Annotated in this window: 17 protein-coding genes and 1 riboswitch; of the genes, 2 read left to right on the top strand and 15 right to left on the bottom strand. The window is 40.7% G+C overall.

The features are described from left to right. Nucleotides 1-35: 35 nt before the first annotated feature. A complete protein-coding gene (locus tag EFT72_RS06385; protein WP_124066079.1) occupies nt 36-257 on the top strand; it encodes a hypothetical protein in 222 nt (73 codons plus the stop codon). Nucleotides 258-316: 59 nt separating this feature from the next. Here EFT72_RS06385 and EFT72_RS06390 read toward each other — a convergent pair whose 3' ends face one another. The 13 genes from EFT72_RS06390 to EFT72_RS06450 form a co-directional block, all read right to left on the bottom strand. Further along, nucleotides 317-1594: an adenylosuccinate synthase gene (locus EFT72_RS06390; RefSeq protein ID WP_124066080.1), complete on the bottom strand. Its 1278-nt coding sequence runs from the start codon at nt 1592-1594 to the stop codon at nt 317-319. 101 nt (nt 1595-1695) lie between these two features. Further along, nucleotides 1696-2589: a LysR family transcriptional regulator gene (locus tag EFT72_RS06395; RefSeq protein WP_124066081.1), complete on the bottom strand. Its 894-nt coding sequence runs from the start codon at nt 2587-2589 to the stop codon at nt 1696-1698. Between the two features lie 70 nt (nt 2590-2659). Further along, nucleotides 2660-4090 carry an adenylosuccinate lyase gene (purB, locus tag EFT72_RS06400; RefSeq protein WP_124066082.1) on the bottom strand — a complete coding sequence of 477 codons (1431 nt, stop codon included), beginning with the start codon at nt 4088-4090 and terminating at the stop codon, nt 2660-2662. Nucleotides 4091-4226: 136 nt separating this feature from the next. Continuing rightward, a complete protein-coding gene (gene purF, locus EFT72_RS06405; protein ID WP_124066083.1) occupies nt 4227-5669 on the bottom strand; it encodes an amidophosphoribosyltransferase in 1443 nt (480 codons plus the stop codon). Between the two features lie 24 nt (nt 5670-5693). After that, nucleotides 5694-6401, bottom strand: coding sequence for a phosphoribosylaminoimidazolesuccinocarboxamide synthase (gene purC / locus EFT72_RS06410; protein WP_124066084.1), 708 nt, complete (start codon nt 6399-6401; stop codon nt 5694-5696). Nucleotides 6402-6546: 145 nt separating this feature from the next. After that, entirely contained in the window at nt 6547-6912 is a 366-nt protein-coding gene (locus EFT72_RS06415; protein ID WP_124066085.1) for a hypothetical protein, read from the bottom strand. 186 nt (nt 6913-7098) lie between these two features. Next, nucleotides 7099-7392, bottom strand: a complete 294-nt coding sequence (locus EFT72_RS06420; protein ID WP_124066086.1) for a hypothetical protein — start codon at nt 7390-7392, stop codon at nt 7099-7101. A 73-nt stretch (nt 7393-7465) separates the two neighbouring features. Continuing rightward, nucleotides 7466-8224, bottom strand: a complete 759-nt coding sequence (dapB, locus tag EFT72_RS06425) for a 4-hydroxy-tetrahydrodipicolinate reductase (protein ID WP_124066087.1) — start codon at nt 8222-8224, stop codon at nt 7466-7468. Between the two features lie 30 nt (nt 8225-8254). Next, entirely contained in the window at nt 8255-9139 is an 885-nt protein-coding gene (gene dapA / locus EFT72_RS06430) for a 4-hydroxy-tetrahydrodipicolinate synthase (RefSeq protein WP_124066088.1), read from the bottom strand. A 154-nt stretch (nt 9140-9293) separates the two neighbouring features. After that, nucleotides 9294-9468, bottom strand: a riboswitch (Lysine riboswitch). 23 nt (nt 9469-9491) lie between these two features. After that, nucleotides 9492-9995: a cob(I)yrinic acid a,c-diamide adenosyltransferase gene (locus tag EFT72_RS06435; RefSeq protein ID WP_124066089.1), complete on the bottom strand. Its 504-nt coding sequence runs from the start codon at nt 9993-9995 to the stop codon at nt 9492-9494. A gap of 114 nt (nt 9996-10109) precedes the next feature. Further along, the gene (locus tag EFT72_RS06440) at nt 10110-10736 is read right to left on the bottom strand and encodes a single-stranded DNA-binding protein (protein ID WP_124066090.1); all 627 of its coding nucleotides are present in this window, start codon (nt 10734-10736) and stop codon (nt 10110-10112) included. Between the two features lie 207 nt (nt 10737-10943). Further along, nucleotides 10944-12779 (bottom strand): translational GTPase TypA, encoded by a 1836-nt coding sequence (gene typA / locus EFT72_RS06445; protein WP_124066091.1) that lies wholly within the window; start codon nt 12777-12779, stop codon nt 10944-10946. A gap of 215 nt (nt 12780-12994) precedes the next feature. Then, complete coding sequence (locus tag EFT72_RS06450) at nt 12995-13657, bottom strand: YigZ family protein (protein WP_347561852.1); 663 nt, start codon at nt 13655-13657, stop codon at nt 12995-12997. 156 nt (nt 13658-13813) lie between these two features. Between EFT72_RS06450 and EFT72_RS06455 the strand changes: the two genes are divergently transcribed. After that, on the top strand, nt 13814-16528 hold the full coding sequence (locus EFT72_RS06455) for a transglycosylase domain-containing protein (protein WP_124066092.1): 2715 nt from the start codon (nt 13814-13816) through the stop codon (nt 16526-16528). 122 nt (nt 16529-16650) lie between these two features. Here EFT72_RS06455 and EFT72_RS06460 read toward each other — a convergent pair whose 3' ends face one another. Further along, nucleotides 16651-17928 carry a DUF4038 domain-containing protein gene (locus tag EFT72_RS06460; protein WP_124066093.1) on the bottom strand — a complete coding sequence of 426 codons (1278 nt, stop codon included), beginning with the start codon at nt 17926-17928 and terminating at the stop codon, nt 16651-16653. 26 nt (nt 17929-17954) lie between these two features. Continuing rightward, nucleotides 17955-19805 carry a beta-glucoside-specific PTS transporter subunit IIABC gene (locus tag EFT72_RS06465; RefSeq protein WP_124066094.1) on the bottom strand — a complete coding sequence of 617 codons (1851 nt, stop codon included), beginning with the start codon at nt 19803-19805 and terminating at the stop codon, nt 17955-17957. Nucleotides 19806-19895: the final 90 nt, after the last annotated feature.

A 19895-nucleotide genomic window follows, 5' to 3' on the forward strand; every position in this document is an offset into this window, starting at 1 on the left:
AAGAGTATATATATTCAGAAAGCGAGGGTTCTCTTATGCTATGGAAACGTATCCTGGCTTATGTTGGTGTTCTGATTCTTCTAGGCATGTACCTCATTGCCCTGATATCTGCGTTTATGAAAAGCCCTGAATCCAATAACTGGTTAATGGCTGCCATTTTCTGCACTGTGATCATACCTGTAATTCTATATGCTTCACAACTTGTAATCCGCGTGTTAAAACGGGATCAGAAAGACAATGCGTCTGAGGAAAAATAATCAGGACGTAAAAGGAGAATGAAAAACAGTTCGTTGTTTTTCGTTCTCCTTTTTGGATTCTATACTCTGTATATAATTTCGTCTCTTCCTGGTCCGTTGGATACCATGGTGATTGGAGTCTCCAACTCTTTTTCTATAAATTCAATGTATTTTTTGCAATTTTCTGGTAGATCTTCGTACTTTTTAATTCCTCTGATCTCACAATTCCAACCTGGAAGGGTTATATAAACAGGTTTTGCTTTTTTTAATTCTGCAGTTGTTGGGAAATCTTTCGTTACTTTACCATCAATTTCATATCCTACACAGATAGAAAGTTCTTCAAGATATCCAAGCACATCTAAAACAGTAAGTGCCACTTCGGTTGCACCCTGAATCCGGCAGCCATATCTAGAAGCGACAGCATCAAACCACCCCATACGCCTTGGACGACCAGTTGTTGCCCCGTACTCTCCACCATCACCGCCACGGCGTCTTAATTCATCTGCCTCGTCCCCAAAGATCTCACTGACGAATGCACCTGCACCAACCGCACTGGAATAGGCCTTGACTACAGTTGTAATATTTTTAATCTCATAAGGTGGAATGCCTGCACCAATGGCACCATAAGCTGCAAGGGTGGAAGAAGAGGTAACCATTGGATAAATTCCATGGTCTGGATCTTTTAAGGAACCAAGCTGACCTTCCAACAGAATCTGTTTGCCTTCTTTTATAGCATCATGAAGATATTTAGACACATCACAGATATAGGGTTTTACCATCTCTCTATATTCAAGCAGTGTTTGAAATAACGCTTCCGGATCTATAGCTGGCTTATGATATAAATGTTCCATTAAAACATTCTTCATCTCGCAGATACTTAAAACCTTTTCCTTCAATGCTTTCTCATCAAATAGTTCGCTTACCTGAAACCCTATCTTGGCATATTTATCTGAATAAAATGGTGCAATTCCTGATTTTGTAGATCCAAAGGATTTTTTACCGAGACGTTCCTCTTCATACTGATCAAACAGAATATGATACGGCATAAGGATTTGTGCACGGTCGGAAACCAAAATATTGGGTTTTGGAACGCCTTTGCTAACAATATCTTCCACTTCTTTTGCCAGAAATGGGATATTTAGTGCCACACCATTGCCGATAATACTTGTTGTATGATTATAGAAAACACCAGATGGCAGAAGATGAAGCGCAAATTTCCCATAGTTGTTGATAATGGTATGTCCAGCGTTGCTTCCTCCCTGATAGCGAATAATAATATCCGATTCCTTCGCCAGCATGTCTGTGATCTTACCTTTTCCTTCATCGCCCCAATTGGCTCCTACGATTGCTCTTACCATTTGTTTAATCCTCCTTCGAGTGATAACGTACCTTTTACTCTCCTATGATAACGCAAAGTCAAGCATAAGTAAAGTCAATAATATTTATGCTTGACATAAGTTTAACTTATATCACCCAGCATTAATTTTAATAGTTTTTTTCCTGGAGGTGAAATGGGTGTTTTGCTATCTGTAATGATAGAAAAATGGCGATCCGGCATTTCGTCTTTAAATTTTAATTCAAACAATTTTCCTTTTCCCAGTTCTGCATCGGCAAATCCTGACATGACACAACCAATCCCAAGGTTACGAATGGCGAATTGAACAATCATATCACTGGTTGATAATTCAAATTCAGGTTCCACTTCCACTCCCTTATCCATTAAGAATTCATCCATAAATGTCCGGGTGCTTGTATCTTTCTCCAGAAATATACAAGGGAGATTTTTCAAAACTTCATAGTCCAGTTTTTTTCCTTCTAAATAACGGAATTTTTCTCCTGCCACAAATACGTTATGGATTTCCTTTACCATGGTGCTGCGCACCTCTGCCTTGGCTTTTAAGGGTGTGCTGACTACTCCAAAATCAATTTTCCCATCGTATAAAAAATCCAGAGTTTCTGGTGTTGGACCATTGGAAACGGAAACCTTAATCCCTGGATACAATTCATGAAACTGCTCCAAATATGGAAGCAAATAAAACTGGAGCGTCATATCACTGGCTCCAATCCTGACTTCTCCTGTATCTAAATCCTTCATACGCCTTAGCATATTTTCCCCATTCCAAATTCGATCCAGTCCAGATTTTACATACCCATATAAAAATTCACCTTCTCTGGTCAATCGAACGCCTTTTGACATTCGCATAAAAAGCTGGGTGTCTAACGATTGTTCTAACTGTTTCACCGCCTGACTCACCGCCGGTTGGGAGATACACAACTTTTCCGCCGCTAATGTTATACTGCCCAGTTTTGCCACATAATAAAAAACTTTATAATATTCTAAGCTGCTTCCCATATATTCCTCCTCACAGATACACAAAAACGCAGGCAGACTTGTTGTTTTCATAAGTCTGCCTGCACTCTCTCTATACGGTAATTTCGGCTGTCAAACCAAGCAATTCTTCGTTCTCTTTTAAAAGAGGTTTTATGATCTCTTCTAAATAGATCGTCACCTGTTCCGGTGCACAACCTACGTATTTTTTTCCATCCATGCTTTCTTTTAGATCTTCCAAAGAAAGATTAAAAGAAGAATCCCCGGCAATTAACTCTAATAAGTTATTATCAAGTCCATTTACCTTTACATTCTTTCCTGCTTCCATAGAAAGTTCTCTGATTCTCTCATGGAGTTCCTGTCTGTCCCCTCCTGCTTTTACTGCATCCATCATGATGTTCTCTGTTGCCATAAATGGAAGTTCGGCCATTAAATGTTTTTCAATTACTTTGGGATATACCACAAGGCCATCTACAACATTTAAACAAAGATCCAAGATTCCGTCAATGGCAAGAAAACCTTCCGGTACACTCAAACGCTTGTTGGCAGAATCATCAAGTGTCCGTTCAAACCACTGGGTGGAAGAAACAAGCATAGGGTTCATAACATCCGCCATTACATAATTGGACAAAGAGGCAATCCGTTCACTTCGCATGGGATTTCTCTTATAAGCCATCGCCGAGGAACCAATCTGATTCTTTTCAAATGGCTCTTCCACTTCTTTTAAATGCTGCAAAAGCCTGATATCATTGGAAAATTTATGAGCACTCTGAGCAATTCCAGCCAGAACATTAACCACACGGCTGTCTACTTTTCTGGAATAGGTCTGGCCAGAAACTGGGTAGCATCCGGAAAATCCCATCTTTTCAGCGATCATGGCATCCACTTTTCTTACCTTGTCCATGTCTTTATCGAACAGTTCCAGAAAACTGGCCTGGGTACCTGTAGTTCCCTTAGAACCCAGAAGCTTGATCGATCCCAGTAAATAATCCAAGTCGTCTAAGTCCATGGTCAGATCATGAAGCCAGAGCATTGCTCTTTTCCCTACCGTAGTAGGTTGCGCTGGCTGAAAATGAGTGAACGCCAGAGTGGGAAGATCTTTATACTTATCTGCAAACTTTGCCAATTCCCCAATTACATTCATTAATTTTTTACGAACCAGGAATAAGGCTTCTGTCATGACTATAATATCCGTGTTGTCACCTACATAGCAGGAGGTTGCACCCAGATGGATGATGCCCTTTGCTTTGGGACACTGCACTCCATATGCATACACATGAGACATGACATCATGACGAACTTCCTTTTCTCTTTGTTTTGCCACATCATAGTTGATGTCATCCTGAAAGGACTTTAATTCCTTTATCTGTTCATCCGATATGGGAAGTCCCAATTCTTTTTCTACTTCCGCAAGCGCAACCCACAATTTTCTCCATGTCTTAAATTTCTTATCTGGGGAAAAGAGGTACTGCATCTCCTTGCTGGCATAACGCTCAGACAGCGGACTTTGGTAACGATCTGTCATATTTTTTCATTCCTCCTAGGATTTGGTTTCATTCATATCTTAGCATATTTTATTTACAAAGGGAAGAGAAAGCAGGGACCGCCTTCCCGCTTCAATATCTGCCGGTATGACGCTCCCTTTTCATAAATTCTACACATTACCTTGTGTATTCTCCTCGAATATCTTCTTCTGGCGGTTCAATGGGATAGTCTCCGCTAAAACACGCAGTGCAGATAGAAAGACCTTCTGCCATCTCTTTTAATCGGTCAATCTTAAGATAAGACAGAGAATCTGCACCCAGTAGTTCCCGAATTTCTTCAACACTTCTATTATGAGCGATTAGCTGATCTTCATCTGGAATATCAGTTCCAAAATAACAAGGATGCAAAAAGGGTGGAGCACTTATGCGTACATGGACCTCTTTCGCTCCAGATTCCCGAAGCATATTCACGATCAGAGCACTGGTGGTTCCACGAACAATGGAATCATCAATCATAATAACCCGTTTCCCTACCACGGCCTCTTTTAAAACATTCAGCTTAATTCTGACGGAAGATTCCCGGTTGCTTTGTTTGGGTTTGATAAAGGTTCTTCCCACATAAGAATTTTTTATAAATGCGGTTCCATAAGGAATGCCGGACTGCAGAGAATACCCCAATGCTGCGGCATTGCCTGATTCTGGAACCCCTACCACCAAATCCGCATCGACTGGGGAATCCACAGCAAGCGCGCGTCCCGCACAAAGTCTGGAGTGATACACACTCACTCCATCAAAGACACTGTCTGGTCTTGCAAAGTAAATATATTCAAAAATACATCTTGCTTCTTTTGATTTATCTGGAAAGCAGAGGCGGGTATCCGACACAATCCCATCCTTTGTGATGGTAACAATCTCACCCGGCAATATATCACGCACAAATTCAGCACCAATGGTATCAAGTGCACAACTTTCAGAAACGATGATATAGGCATTGTCACGTTTCCCTATACACAATGGCTTAAATCCATAAGGATCTCTTGCCCCTATGAGCTTTCTTGGACTCATAACTACAAGAGAGTAAGCCCCTTTGATCTTTTTCACTGCATTGGCTACTGCAAGCTCTACCGATGTGGTCTTAACTCGTTCCCTTGCGATATGATAAGCAATCACCTCTGAGTCAATCGTTGTCTGGAAAATCGCTCCACTATACTCTAATTCCTTGCGCAATTCCAATGCGTTAACCAAGTTTCCGTTATGTGCCATGGCAAGCGTTCCCTTAACATAATTAAGGACAAGTGGCTGAGCATTCTCCCGAGTACTGCTTCCGGCAGTTGAATAACGAACATGACCTACACCAATGTTACCGTGAAGCCCCTCTAGGATATCCGGGGTGAAGACCTCGTTACAAAGCCCCATCCCTTTATGAGCAGCAACTTTTCCTTTGGGACCTTCTGTATCACTAACAGCAATTCCACAGCTTTCCTGTCCTCTATGCTGCAATGCAAACAATCCGTAATAAATGGTTGATGCTACATTGTTTCCATCAAAATCATACATTCCGAATACGCCGCACTCTTCATGCAGTTCTTCTTCTAGATTGAAATTCAGTTCGTTCGTCATTAATCGCCTTCCCTCTCTCTACTTTTAGTGAATCCCCAGACGTCTAAATATTTCTTCATACGCATCTTCAACACCGCCCAAATCTCTACGGAACCGATCTTTGTCCAGCTTTTCATGCGTATCTTTATCCCAAAGCCTGCAGGTATCCGGAGATATCTCATCTGCCAGAATCACTTCACCGTGATATCGGCCAAATTCTATTTTAAAGTCAATTAAGTCAATATTTAAACTGCCAAAGTACTCATTTAGGACTTCATTCACCGTAAATGCATACTTTGTAATGACATCAATCTCTTCCTGTGTCGCCAGGTTAAGAGCCAAAGCATAGTAACTATTAATGAATGGATCTCCCAGATCATCATTTTTATAACTAAATTCAAGTGTCGGACAAGAAAATTTGATACCTTCTTCCATACCCATCTTTTTTGCAAAACTTCCAGCAGAGTAATTTCTGATAATTACCTCAAGTGGCACAATCTCAACCTTTTTCACTGCGGTTTCGCGATCACTTAACTCTTTTACCAAATGAGTCGGAACCCCTTTTTCTTCCAATTTTTGAAAGATAAAATTCGTCATTCTGTTGTTTATTGCACCTTTTCCAACAATGGTACCCTTTTTTAAACCGTTGAAGGCTGTTGCATCGTCTTTATAAGAAACAATTAATACATTAGGTTCTTCTGTTTTAAAAACCTTTTTTGCTTTTCCTTCATACAGCATCTCTTTTTTTTCCATGGTATCCACCTGTCCTTTACTGAATTAATTATAAGTTTTTCAAATAAAACTATGGTGTTTCAGTAGAAATTATAATACATTGAAATTAGGATTGCAACTGATTTTATTATTATAAATACTAATGACCAGTATGCAACTTTGGTTCTCAATCAGGTTCTTTTAAAAAAACCTGTTCCACTTTTTTCCATAGTTCCATCTTCCCTTCTTTCCAGTCTATGGTGATTCCCTGCTCTTTTGTTTCCCCTGTTCTTCGGTTCTTAAACTCCATGAAATCTGGTTCTTTTTTTGTTACAATCTCCTGTCTGACCAAAAACATTTTTTTAATATCAGCAACCATGTTGCTTCCAAAATCGGGAAAAAGACAAAAACCTTCTAATAGAATAAAAATATAGAGACCAGAACGTAAGTTACTTTTTCGCGTCCGTTTGTACTCCACAATCCACGTAAGGCTTCGCCATGGTTTGCTTTTTTTATTATACCCCCAATATCGGAAAGACACAAACCTTTCCATTCTTTTACTCCGCCTTTCTTTTCTGATGTTACTCTCTTAGATTCAATGGATGAATGCCGGGATACCGGCTTAAGATATTACTGACGTTTGACCGAACCGCTTCTATGTTCCATATTATTATATACCATGATAAAAAAAGCTTCAAGCATGTTTTATGCCTGAAGCTTTCTTAATTCTTAATGATTTTTACTGTGCCGTCTCAGTGGTTGGGGTTCCATTGCTTTCCCCTGTAATATTATCGACTCCCTTTTCAACGTCATCGACCACATCATTAATGACTCCTGTACTGCTTTCATTCCCTACTTCATCTGCTCTTGTTGTCTCTGCCATGGTTTTATCTTCGGTTGTAGCGGCTATTGTCGTCGCCTTAGTTGCTGCGGAAGTTCCAGCCCCATTATTTTTTGTGGTTCCGCATGCTGACATACAAATTACTGCCATAACGACCATAAGGGCAAATACTAATGGTTTCATTCTTTTCATAATAATTCTCCTTTCATTTACTACGATTAGTATGTGTAAATGAAGGAGAATTATATTGGAATATATTGGAAAATTAAGATTCAATTACATCTTTCATGGAATATAACCCCGGTTTCTTTCCAGCCAAAAATTTTGCAGCAGAGACTGCTCCTTTTGCAAAAATTGCTTTGGAATATGCAGTATGCTGAAACGTGACCACCTCATCGGTACCAGCAAATATTACATCATGCTCTCCTACGATGGATCCGCCGCGTACTGCCATGATTCCGATTTCTTTCTTATCTCTTGCTTTTCGAACTTGACTTCTGTCATATACATAATGAAATTCCTGATCCATGGCTTCATTGATGGAATCTGCCAATGACAGTGCCGTACCGCTGGGTGCATCTAGCTTTTTATTGTGATGCTTTTCCAGTATTTCGATATCAAATCCTGCTTTAGAAAGTACCTGTGCTGCTTCTTTGACCAGTTTCATTAACAGATTTACACCAAGAGACATATTCGCAGACCTCAGAATTGCAACCTTGCTCGCCGCATCTTCTATCTGTTTGTTCTGCTCCTCAGAAAGTCCGGTGGTACAAACGACGACTGGTATCTTTTTTTCTACGCTGTAGCAAAGAAGCGCATCCACTGCTTTTGAAGATGCAAAATCTACAATCACATCTGCATCCACAGTGCATTCAGCCAAAGTCCCAAATACAGGATACGAATTTTCTTTTTTCGTATAAGGATCAATCCCTGCGACAATCGAAAAGTTTGTTTCTTCCGCTGCAATTTGAGTGATGACCTGTCCCATCGACCCGTTACAGCCGTGCATTATCATACGAATCATAATTTCCTCCATAGTTTATTCTTTCACCGATTATAAGATTCCATACTCCACCATGGCAATTTTTAACCGTGCCTGATTTTCAAGCTCCATCTCGGTAAGTGGTAGACGCATCGGTCCAGCATTCTTACCCATAAGATTGAGTGCCGCTTTCACCGGAATCGGATTCACTTCACAAAATAATGCATTCATCAGAGGAATTGCCTCTAGTTGAAGCTTTGCACTTCTTTTCACATCTCCATCAAAATAAGAATGACATATATCATGGATTTTTTCAGGAGCAAGGTTTGAAAGAACAGAAATCACACCTTTTCCTCCCAGTGACAAAAGCGGAACGATTTGATTGTCATTACCGGAATACACATCTACATTTCCATCGGAATAATTCATCAAATCTGCGATGGCAGAAAAATCTCCACTGGCTTCTTTGACCCCTACAATATTGGGAACATCTTTGCATAGATCCGCAATGGTCTTGGGGTTTATATTCACTCCACTTCTTCCTGGAATGTTGTAAAGAAGAATTGGAATTTTAACTTCATCGGCTACTGCTTTGAAATGTGCTTTCAACCCATTTTGTGTTGCTTTATTATAATATGGAGATACAAGAAGCAGACCATCTGCGCCATGCTTTTTTGCTTCTTTGGAGAGATAAACAGCTGTATCGGTGCAATTTGAACCGGTTCCTGCGATAACAGGTATCCTTCTGTTGGTAATCTCACATATGTATTTGATCACATCTAAATGTTCCTCGTGAGTCATAGTTGATGCTTCACCTGTCGTACCACATGCGATAATCGCATCCGTACCACCCACGATCTGTTCCTCTACAAGCTCCTCCAGTTTTTCATAGTTCACTTTTCCACTCTCTTTAAATGGTGTGATAAGCGCTACACCTGCACCTTCAAAAATTGCCATTATTATATCCTCCTAATTCTTTTGTCGTACCTATTAACTGTAAATAAAGCTCCCCAATCCTCACGATTTAGTTTGGTGCATGTCTTACTCAAACACAAAAACAGAGCTGACAAAGGGTCAGCTCTTAAAGTTTAGAATTTGGTAAACTCATCTTTCTTTAAGTAGCTCCCCATCCCATCGGATGACAGTCACATGGTTCTTAACCATATGCCCAGAACTGGTACGTTCAGGCCATACCATCCTTCGGCGTTTCTTCCTTTTCTCTGTCCTCATCTGTACCTGATACATCGGACGGAGTACTCATAAGCAACGCAGCCTCTACTCTATTATGTATGTCACCATACTATCATTATTATTTTGTATTGTCAACTTTAACCTGTTTGATTTCAAGGATACTATCTACATAAGGTTCCATCTCTTTTGAAAAAAACTTACCTGTCAAGATAACCTCCATGTCGTCTACCTTAGTCCCCAAAAGCTTGATAAGTTCTTCTTTCTCAAGGATATTCTGGTCCAGCAGACCAAGAATTTCATCCAAAATAAGCAAATCGCACTCCCCGGTAGATACTACTTTCCTGGCAAAATTAAGACCATTACGGATGTTCATCCGTTCTTCTTCCTGCTGTTCACTGCTTAGATCTTCAAATAAGCCGTCACACTTTTCAAATCGGAAGATCTTCATCTCCGGTTCCAGCCGCTTGATCAGTTCCACAGTACCCTGGTCCTGACAACCTTTTAGAAACTGTATCATAATGACCGTACGGTCCTTGATCAAAGCTTCGATGCCCATCCCCAGTGCAGCTGTTGTCTTTCCTTTCCCTTTCCCGTATATAACCTGTATCGTACCATTCTTCATCTTTTTGCACCTCATAACAGCTAAAAAGCAACTATTTACATCTATTGTTAGAACCGTTACATCGTATCATAAAATTAATATATTTGCAAGTTTTCTTCCCACCATAAACTCTATTTATTCCATACATTCCAGTTTACTAACAGAGACTTCATATGCCACTCTCTTTTCACATTCTGTTTCGCTTAGCTTTTTTGTGTATTCTCTACTTTGCACTCTTCCCCAGACTTTCACTCTGGTTCCAACTGTAAAACCTGAAGCATATCTGGCATTCCGTCCCCATGCAATGCATGGTATGTAATCCGATTTTCCATATGGACGATTCACTGCAAGCAGCAAATCTGCAATCTCCCTACCCAGTGGAGTCTTCCTGTAAATGGGATCTTTGCATATGTATCCATCCAAAAAAATTTGATTGGTTTTCGTGTAATCTGTAAACTCATCTATAAAGTGGACCTCTCTGACAAATATAGAAAGCACAAGACGGTTTTTTGTTCCTTCATGACGATTATAGGAACGGAACTGACCGACCGCTTCAACCGTACAACCATTATACTCTCCTTCTACATCAATCAGACGTTCTGAAATCATGAGCGGAATTACATCTGTCTGTTCACTCAAACGATTTACCCCTATATCCACCATATAGAATCCTTCTCCAAATACCTCATGGCTGAAGGTGAAGCCGGAGATTATTTCTCCTATTACGCTTACTTTGTTGTTTTCAATCATTTTTTCTGACATTGTATTTCTCCTCTTCTTTCACTTATTAGCTAATATGCTCCACAGCTAATATTAAATTTATGTGAAAGAATCCAAAATAATGATAAAAAACAATCCAAAAATATCGACATAACCAGGCATAATGCACAAAAAATAATGGAGAATGCTGCCTGATTGCCGATAATTCGGCGACCTGTGGCAACATCCTCCCTGTTATTACAATTTGTGCTATTTGCTTTTGTTATTGGATGATCTTTTTCTTACGGTTGGATCTAAGATCTTTTTCCTGATTCGAAGACTATTCGGTGTGATCTCAAGCAATTCATCTACATCAATAAAATCAAGAGACTGTTCCAGACTCATTATCTTAGGTGGTGACAGCTTCAAGGATTCATCCGCACCAGAGGAACGGGTATTGGTCAGCTTTTTTGCCTTACAGATATTAATCTCAATATCCTCAGCTTTTGGATTCTGACCAATGACCATACCTGAATACACCTTCACGCCTGCCCCAATAAATAAAATTCCTCTTTCCTGAGCATTGAAAAGTCCGTAGGTAATGGATTCCCCTGATTCATAGGCAATCAAAGAACCTGTTTTCCGATAGGATAATTCCCCTTTAAATGGTGCGTGGCCATCAAAAGCAGTATTCATTATTCCATTTCCCTTTGTATCTGTCATAAATTCTCCACGATAACCGATCAATCCTCGGGAAGGGATCGAAAATTCCAGTCTGGTGTATCCACCATTAGAAGGACTCATACCCTGAAGTTCTCCCTTCCGGCCTGTTAATTTTTGAATAACCGCACCGGTAAATTCTTCTGGAACATCAATGTATGCAATTTCCATAGGTTCTAGTTTTCTGTTTCTATCATCGTATTGATAAAGGACTTCCGCTTTGCTGACAGCAAATTCGAACCCTTCTCTTCTCATATTCTCGATGAGTACGGATAAATGAAGCTCTCCACGTCCCGAAACTTTGAAACAGTCTGGAGAATCGGTTTCTTCCACACGAAGACTGACATCTGTATTCAGTTCCCGGAATAAACGTTCTCTAATATGGCGGGATGTAATGAATTTTCCTTCCTGACCAGCAAGAGGACTGTCATTTACCATAAAGTTCATAGCGATGGTCGGCTCTGAAATCTTCTGGAATGGAATGGCTACTGGATTCTCTGTAGAACAAAGGGTATCTCCAATATGGATGTCTGCTATTCCAGATATCGCTACGATGGAACCAACGGATGCTTCCTGTACTTCCACCTTATTCAGTCCCACATATTCGTAGAGCTTCCCAACTTTTACTTTCCGTGATTTTTCCGGATCATGATGATTGACAATCACGCACTCCTGATTTACACGGATATTACCGTTATCTACTTTTCCAACACCGATTCGACCCACATATTCATTGTAATCTATGGTACTGATTAAAAGCTGAGTGGAGGCATCTGGGTCTCCTTCTGGAGCAGGAATATGATCAATCACTGTCTTAAATAATGGTGACATATCTACTTCTGGATCAGAAAGTTCTTTCTTTGCGAAGCCTGCTTTCGCTGATGCATAAAGAAATGGACAGTCTAACTGCTCTTCGCTGGCATCAAGATCCATAAGAAGTTCTAACACCTCATCTTCAACCTCTTCCGGTCTTGCTTCCGGACGGTCAATCTTATTGATGCAGGCAACCACAGAAAGACCTAATTCCAATGCTTTTCGAAGTACGAATTTCGTCTGTGGCATAACCCCTTCATACGCATCTATAACTAAAATTACACCATTAACCATTTTTAATACACGTTCTACTTCTCCACCAAAATCTGCATGTCCAGGAGTATCAATAATGTTTATTTTAGTTCCATCATATAAAACTGCTGTGTTTTTTGATAGAATTGTGATGCCTCGTTCTCTTTCAATGTCATTGGAATCCATGACACGTTCTATTACTTCCTGATTCTCACGATATATACCGCTTTGTTTTAAGAGGCAATCAACCAGTGTTGTTTTACCATGATCAACGTGGGCGATTATCGCCACATTTCTTATGTCTTCTCTTTTCATCTTCATAATCGTACTCTTCTTTCTATTCTTTCAACAAAGAATGTACCCTGACCGCAGAAATGTATTTATGCCAGGGAATCATAGGGCAAACCATCTTATCAGATAAAAAACTAAGGACCGGATCCGCCCTTAGTTTCATTTCTATTATCACGATTTATTAGTATAACACCCGAATTTTAATATTGCAAGATTTTTTTCTTCTTTATTTGTACTTTTCCCTGTTATTTCGAAAATAAACACACCTCTTTTTCATATTTACTATAATAGAGATCCTCCAAAATTTGTAAATCTGCCTTTGCTCCGGTTACTTCTGTTATATCTGACAAAATTTTATCTATAATTTCATCTGGCACTAAAATTGTCAATGCAACCACATCGGTATATTCACTGTTTAGAGTAATTAAATCCTGCTGTCCCAATATATGCTGTATCTTTCCCACATCGGTATATTCCGTTCTTATTATAAGCTTTTTTCCAGGTAAAAGAGTGAGAGCCGTACAGGTTTTAAGTCCTTCCTTCACGGCTCCTTTATAAGCCCGGGCTAAACCACCCGTTCCAAGAAGCGTTCCTCCAAAGTACCGGCTCACAACGACACAAACATTGACAATTTCTTCCCCCTCCAGTACATCAAGCATGGGTTTTCCCGCCGTTTGACTGGGCTCTCCATCATCGCTGCATCGTTTTCTATCCCCCTTCTTTCCCAAGATCCAGGCATAGCAGTGATGTCTGGCATCCCAATATTTTTTACGGATTTCCTCTATAAACTCCTGAGCCTCTTCTTCCGTTTTAACGGGACGAAAGCTAGCTATAAATCTGGATTTTTTCTCTATAATCTCACCGGAGCTTCCCATATATAGTATCCTGTAAGTATCTCTCATTGCCATTTTTATTTTCTCCTTTTTGCAACTGCCTTCCATTATATCTAAAAAAGGTTCATCCATCAAGGAAACATGTATAAAGGATGAAATTTCTTCCCAAAATGGTAAGTGTTGAATTGTATGACAATTTTTGTTATAATGGATCGGAACAGGAGGTTTCCTATGAATTACGGCAAGCAAGCAACAGAAAAAAAGATTAGAAATGCCAATTCAAAGGCAAAGAAATACACGACAAAGGTATTCCTTGCTTTTTTTAAAAGCTTATTCATACTCTGCCTTTTTTTAACCATAGTAATGACAAGTGTCCTATTCGGTATGGTAAAAGGAATCATAGACAATGCACCCGATGTGGACATCTCTACGATCGTGCCCAATGAATATGCCACCACCGTATACGATAGCACGGGTACCATAACAGAAACCTTGGTTACCGCAGGCTCCAACCGGGAGGAGGCCCGGTATGAAGAACTTCCTAAGAATTTAATCAACGCTTTTGTTTCCTATGAAGATTCCAGATTTTGGGAACATAACGGGATCGATTTGCGTTCGATTCTAAGAGCAGTGAAAGGTGTTTTAACTGGTGACTCCAGTGCCGGCGGAGGAAGTACCCTCACCCAACAGCTGATTAAAAACAGTGTTTTTGGAGGTGGTATGGAAAAAAGCTTTGGGGAGCGCCTGGAGCGTAAATTTCAAGAATGGTTTCTGGCTGTGAAGTTAGATGATGCCATGTCAAAAGAACAGATTATTACCAATTATCTAAATACAATCAATTTAGGCAATAATACCTTGGGCGTAAAAGTGGCTTCAAAAAGATATTTCAACAAGGATGTTTCGGAATTAACATTGTCGGAATGTGCAGTTTTAGCCGGAATTACCCAGAACCCATCAAAATACAATCCCATTACCGGACAGAAATTAAACTCAGAAAAGCAGAAGGTTATCTTGCAATACATGCACGATCAGGGCTATATTACCAAGGAAGAGGAGGATGCCGCCCTGTCAGATCATGTATATTCCAGAATACAGAATGTGGATACTGTTACCAAAGAAACCAAATCACCTTACAGTTATTTTACAGATGAGCTTGTGGAACAGGTAATCAATGCCATGAAAGACCAATTAGGATATACTGAAACTCAGGCGCACAACATGCTCTATAGTGGAGGTCTTTCTATCTATACCACACAAGATCCAGGCATACAGACGATCGTGGATGAGGAAATCAGTAACCCAGAGAATTATAAAGCGGCGCGATACTCTATGGAATACCGTTTGTCTATCCGTCACAAGGATGGCACGACGACACACAATTCTGAGAAGAATATCCTTCGATATCATAAGGAACAAAAAAACGCCCGGTTCGATGGTCTTTACGACTCAGAAGAAGAGCTTATGGCAGATGTGAACGATTACAAAGCCTATATCCAAAGGGATGGAGATACGATCTTAGGGGAAAACCTTCATAAAACACTACAGCCACAGGCTTCCTTTGTCCTTATGGATCAAAAAACAGGGGACGTGAAAGCCATCAGTGGGGGACGTGGGAAGAAAATTGCCAGTCTGACTCTAAATCGTGCAACTGGCACCTACCGCCAGCCTGGTTCTACGTTTAAAATCTTAACTGCGTTTGCTCCTGCTTTGGATACCTGTGGAGCTACACTTGGTTCCATCTATTACGACGCTCCCTTCACCGTTGGCAAAAAAACATTTTCCAACTGGTATCGTTCTGGCTATCAAGGCTATTCCAGTATTCGGGATGGTATTATTTATTCCATGAACATTGTAGCAGTCCGTTGTCTTATGGAGACAGTAACTCCACAGCTTGGTGTAGAATATGCCCAAAATTTCGGTATCACTACACTAACAGATACTGATTACAACCCAGCCCTTGCACTGGGCGGTATTACCAAAGGGGTTTCTAATTTAGAGCTTACTGGAGCCTTCGCAACCGTTGCCAATGGAGGGGTTTATACAAAGCCCGTTTTCTTTACTAAGATACTAGACCATGACGGCAAGGTACTGATTGACAATACCGCAGAAACCCACCGGGTGTTGAAAGATTCTACCGCTTTTCTTTTAACAGATGCGATGGCAGGTTCCATGGTAAGCAATCGTAAATTTTCTTCATCCGGTCCAAGTTCCACCAGTACCGCTGCAAAAATACCTGGAATGTCTGTCGCCGGAAAAAGCGGTACGACTTCGCTTAACAATGATATTTGGTTTGTAGGGTACACCCCTTATTACACCGCTGGGATTTGGGCCGGTTGCGATGACAACCAAAAGCTGACTTCTAAAAATGGAGGTGCATCATTCCATAAGGCTATCTGGCGGAAAATCATGACTAGAGTTCACGAAGGGAAATCGGATCCTGGATTTGCTGCCCCAGATAGTATCGAAACGGCTGAGATTTGCCGAAAATCAGGAAAGCTTGCGGTATCCGAACTTTGTAATAACGACCCAAGGGGAAATGCAGTTTATACGGAATATTTTGCAAAGGGAACCGTACCTACGGAAGTTTGCAACGTGCATGTACGAGCTACGGTATGCCCTGAATCACATATGCTTCCAACTCCTTATTGTCCGGAACCAAGAACGACCGCTGTCTTTATGGTCTTGCCAACTGGTGAAACAGGTACCACAGACGATTCCAAATATGCGATGCCTGGTTATTGTAACATTCATACATCGAACTCGATCATAATTCCTCCTGTAGAAGGTGGCAATGCTCCCGGTGATAATCAATCAGAGCAATACGGACCTCCCCCTGGATCATGGACTCCTGAGACCGAAAGAACCAGAGCCCCGGAGGATACCGATGAAACGCGGTCTCCTGGTTCCCAGAGAACCAGACCCGTCTTTCCGTGGGAAAACTATTGATAGATTGTAATATTGCCAGCCAATCCATGCTAGAGTCAATGGTTATAAAATATATGTAAATAGATCTTTGGTTAAAAATAAGAGGAACGTCTGAATCAGACGTTCCTCTTATTTTTATCCTCTTAACTTCGCTTCAGCACTATCAGCCCATCCCCTTTAAAGTTATGCATCAACACTTTCGTTTCTCCCGTCTCTAAAATCAGCCTGACTCTGCCTGTCCTTCCTGTGATGAAATCCACAACTTTACCTACATACCCCTTTAGTTCCTTTCCGATCACAAGGTTTGTCGTATAAGGAACATAGATTAAATATCTGTCATCCCTTGTCACTGCCATCCGTATCTTCTCTGACTTGTCCAGTAGCAGTTGATTTGCAGGAACCAACTCTCCAATCTGATTAGACCCCAAAAAGTTAGCAATAAAGCCGTAATCCCAAGCTCCTGGAAAATGGATCGCCTCCGAGACAGGAAAGGCTTCATCAAAACCTTCTCCCAACACCGGGTTGGCTTTCATACCTCTTTTTTTCCAATTCCAGATTCCATGAGCACCATAGGTAACACCTGCGCAAGCCCCCGACAGAATACCACTCCACGCTGCTTTTCTTAAGTCATACGGCTGAAAACGTCCATACATCTTACGGCTGTAGCCCATCTGCTCATAGCAGGGCTCGGCATTTACAATCGGTTTTTTCGGATAATCCCTGTAGAATTTTTCCGCAAGCAAGTAGGCCATGTCCTGCCCCTCTGCAAAATGTCCGGATTGGTACATATAAAAGTCTAGACGGTCCAAAAACTGTTGTGGAATATAATCATATCCCCTCTTAATGTGCATTGTTTTTAAGGAATAAGGTGATTTTTCACATACGGTTTTCAGTGCGGTTTCATAATAAGAAATTGCCTCATCCGTATCAAAATCTGTATCACCACTGACCACATAGATGGGGTCAAACTCATCGAATACCTCCACTACTTTTTCTGTATAGGTACTGACAAAATCCTCCGGCATCACGTTTGAGTCATTCACTCTGCTCCCCCAGGTTCCCGGAACATAATTAAGCCACAATACCACTAGTGCTAGGTGAAATCCCTTATCAACTGCCATTTGGCACATCTGTCTGGCTCTTGTATAATATGCTTCATCCCACTCTGTAAAATCAAATTTATGCCCATCCTTAGTCTTAAACGGATAAACTCCCACATCCGACATACATCTGTCCCATTGCGGAAGCGTATTGATCTGGAGCACATTAAAGCCCTGAACCCAGCGTCGCTCCAGATAATCCTCCCATTCTTCCAACGTAATTGAAGTAAATGCACTCCATACCGTATCAGCCAGATAAAAGAATTCCTGCCCATCCAGTGTGAAATTTCTCTTATTTTCATGTATCTTAAGTCTGCTCATGGAAAACCTCCAAATCTTTTTTGTTACTAGGGAATACATTGAATAATCGTGTCTCCTGCTATTACCAATTTCTTTTCCGTAGTTAAAACATCTTCATATTCATTGCTGTTTGTTACCAACACCATAGTAGTAACATCGTAGCCTTCCCGCTTTATGCTCTCCAAGTCTGCACTTAACAGAAGGTCACCCTTTTTTACCCTGTCTCCTGCTTTTACCTTAAGTTCAAAATATTTCCCCTCAAGCTTTACCGTATCTAAACCTACATGAATAAAAACCTCGGCTCCCTGATCTGTCTTAATTCCCACGGCGTGGGGATATGACGTTTCAATCGTTCCGTCGCATGGTGCAAAGAACATGCCGCTCTCCGGTGAGATTGCAGTTCCTTTTCCTAATCCACCGCCTGAAAACACCTCATCCTTTACTTCTGATAATGGGATCCTGGTTCCATTTACAGGAGCTGCTAATTCTTCTTCCATTTTAACAGGACTGGCCGAAGCTTCCGCCTCCACTTCTTCAAGTATCATCTTATCATTAAATCCAAACAGATATGTGCAGATAGCAGAACCAAAGTATGCAATCGCACAAGCAGCACAAAATCCGGCAAATCCGACTCCTATATAAGCAGACAATGTAAGAAGACTGGTACCTACAACTGCAGGCGTTCCTGCACCCACTGCTGCAGTAATTGCCCCTGCAATTCCGGAGAAAAACGCTCCGATGAAGAACGGTTTTTTGTATTTTAATGTTACGCCATAAATAGCCGGTTCTGTAATACCTGCAAGCACTGCAGAAATTGCTGCTGGTCCTGCAATATCTTTTACTTTTTTATTTTTTGTCTTTAAAAATACTCCTAATGTAGCTCCTGCCTGAGCAAAATTATTAGGTCCTGTGATTGTAAATAAAGTATCTCTTCCAAATTGTGAAATGTTATTAATAACAATGGGAATAAATCCCCAGTGTAATCCGAACATAACTGCTGCGGGCCAGATAAGCCCAAGGAGAAATCCGGCAATGATAGGATTGAACACAACCAGTGTAGTATATCCTCCTGCCAGCAGTTTTCCTGCAATATCGGAGACAGGTCCAATTACCAGGAAAGTTGACGGCACCATAATTACAAGAGACAAAAGCGGTGTAAATATATTTTTAATAATTTCCGGAAGAATTCTATGCAAGCCTTTTTGCAGTTTAGAAAGAACATAAACAGAAAAAATGATTGGAATCACCGATGAGGTATAACTTACAAGAACCACCGGGATTTTTATAAATGTCAATGCCTCCTTTGCGGCAAATGCCCCTGTTAAATCCGGATATACCAGCGCTGACGCAATTGCTACCGCTATAAAAGGATCTGCTTTAAACTTCTTGGCTGATGTATAAGCAAGGAAAACCGGAAGAAAGGTAAATACACCATCTGCCGCTGCATATAAGATCCGGTAGGTACCCGTATCAGTTGCCAGCCAGCCCATTGTTGTAAAAAGAATTAGAAATCCCTTTAGCAGACCGGCTCCAGTCATTGCTCCCAGAATTGGAGCAAAAATACCGGAAATTGTACTCATAAATAAGTTAATGATATTTTTATCATTATTTGTTTTAGTATCTAAATCTGTATCCCCTGCTTTAATCGATGAATTTGCCAATATGGAGTCGTATACATCACCAACAGCATTTCCAATTACAACCTGAAACTGGCCTCCTGCTTCCACCACTGTTATCACTTTTTCCGTCTGATTCAGCCTTTTTTTATCAACTTTAGCAGGATCCTTAATCTGGAACCGCAATCTGGTTGCACAGTGAATCAACGAATTAACATTATCCGCTCCCCCTACGCCGGCCACAATCTTTTTTGCCAGCTCATCGTAATTTTTTTTAGCCATGATTATCCCTCCTGAGATTAATTCTTCTCCTCTAAACCCACTTTATAGACTAGATTGTAATTTCATACTAACACCAGTTTTTTTTCCAAT

The sequence above is a fragment of the Clostridium sp. E02 genome, from assembly GCF_003833015.1.
Classification (GTDB): domain Bacteria; phylum Bacillota; class Clostridia; order Lachnospirales; family Lachnospiraceae; genus Lacrimispora.

Bases quoted from the DNA above. Each gene is read 5' to 3' on its own strand.
- EFT72_RS06385 (WP_124066079.1), top strand. From the start codon at position 36: ATGCTATGGAAACGTATCCTGGCTTATGTTGGTGTTCTGATTCTTCTA.
- EFT72_RS06390 (WP_124066080.1), bottom strand. From the start codon at position 1,594: ATGGTAAGAGCAATCGTAGGAGCCAATTGGGGCGATGAAGGAAAAGGT.
- EFT72_RS06395 (WP_124066081.1), bottom strand. From the start codon at position 2,589: ATGGGAAGCAGCTTAGAATATTATAAAGTTTTTTATTATGTGGCAAAA.
- purB (WP_124066082.1), bottom strand. From the start codon at position 4,090: ATGACAGATCGTTACCAAAGTCCGCTGTCTGAGCGTTATGCCAGCAAG.
- purF (WP_124066083.1), bottom strand. From the start codon at position 5,669: ATGACGAACGAACTGAATTTCAATCTAGAAGAAGAACTGCATGAAGAG.
- purC (WP_124066084.1), bottom strand. From the start codon at position 6,401: ATGGAAAAAAAAGAGATGCTGTATGAAGGAAAAGCAAAAAAGGTTTTT.
- EFT72_RS06415 (WP_124066085.1), bottom strand. From the start codon at position 6,912: ATGGAAAGGTTTGTGTCTTTCCGATATTGGGGGTATAATAAAAAAAGC.
- EFT72_RS06420 (WP_124066086.1), bottom strand. From the start codon at position 7,392: ATGAAAAGAATGAAACCATTAGTATTTGCCCTTATGGTCGTTATGGCA.
- dapB (WP_124066087.1), bottom strand. From the start codon at position 8,224: ATGATTCGTATGATAATGCACGGCTGTAACGGGTCGATGGGACAGGTC.
- dapA (WP_124066088.1), bottom strand. From the start codon at position 9,139: ATGGCAATTTTTGAAGGTGCAGGTGTAGCGCTTATCACACCATTTAAA.
- EFT72_RS06435 (WP_124066089.1), bottom strand. From the start codon at position 9,995: ATGAAGAATGGTACGATACAGGTTATATACGGGAAAGGGAAAGGAAAG.
- EFT72_RS06440 (WP_124066090.1), bottom strand. From the start codon at position 10,736: ATGTCAGAAAAAATGATTGAAAACAACAAAGTAAGCGTAATAGGAGAA.
- typA (WP_124066091.1), bottom strand. From the start codon at position 12,779: ATGAAGATGAAAAGAGAAGACATAAGAAATGTGGCGATAATCGCCCAC.
- EFT72_RS06450 (WP_347561852.1), bottom strand. From the start codon at position 13,657: ATGGCAATGAGAGATACTTACAGGATACTATATATGGGAAGCTCCGGT.
- EFT72_RS06455 (WP_124066092.1), top strand. From the start codon at position 13,814: ATGAATTACGGCAAGCAAGCAACAGAAAAAAAGATTAGAAATGCCAAT.
- EFT72_RS06460 (WP_124066093.1), bottom strand. From the start codon at position 17,928: ATGAGCAGACTTAAGATACATGAAAATAAGAGAAATTTCACACTGGAT.
- EFT72_RS06465 (WP_124066094.1), bottom strand. From the start codon at position 19,805: ATGGCTAAAAAAAATTACGATGAGCTGGCAAAAAAGATTGTGGCCGGC.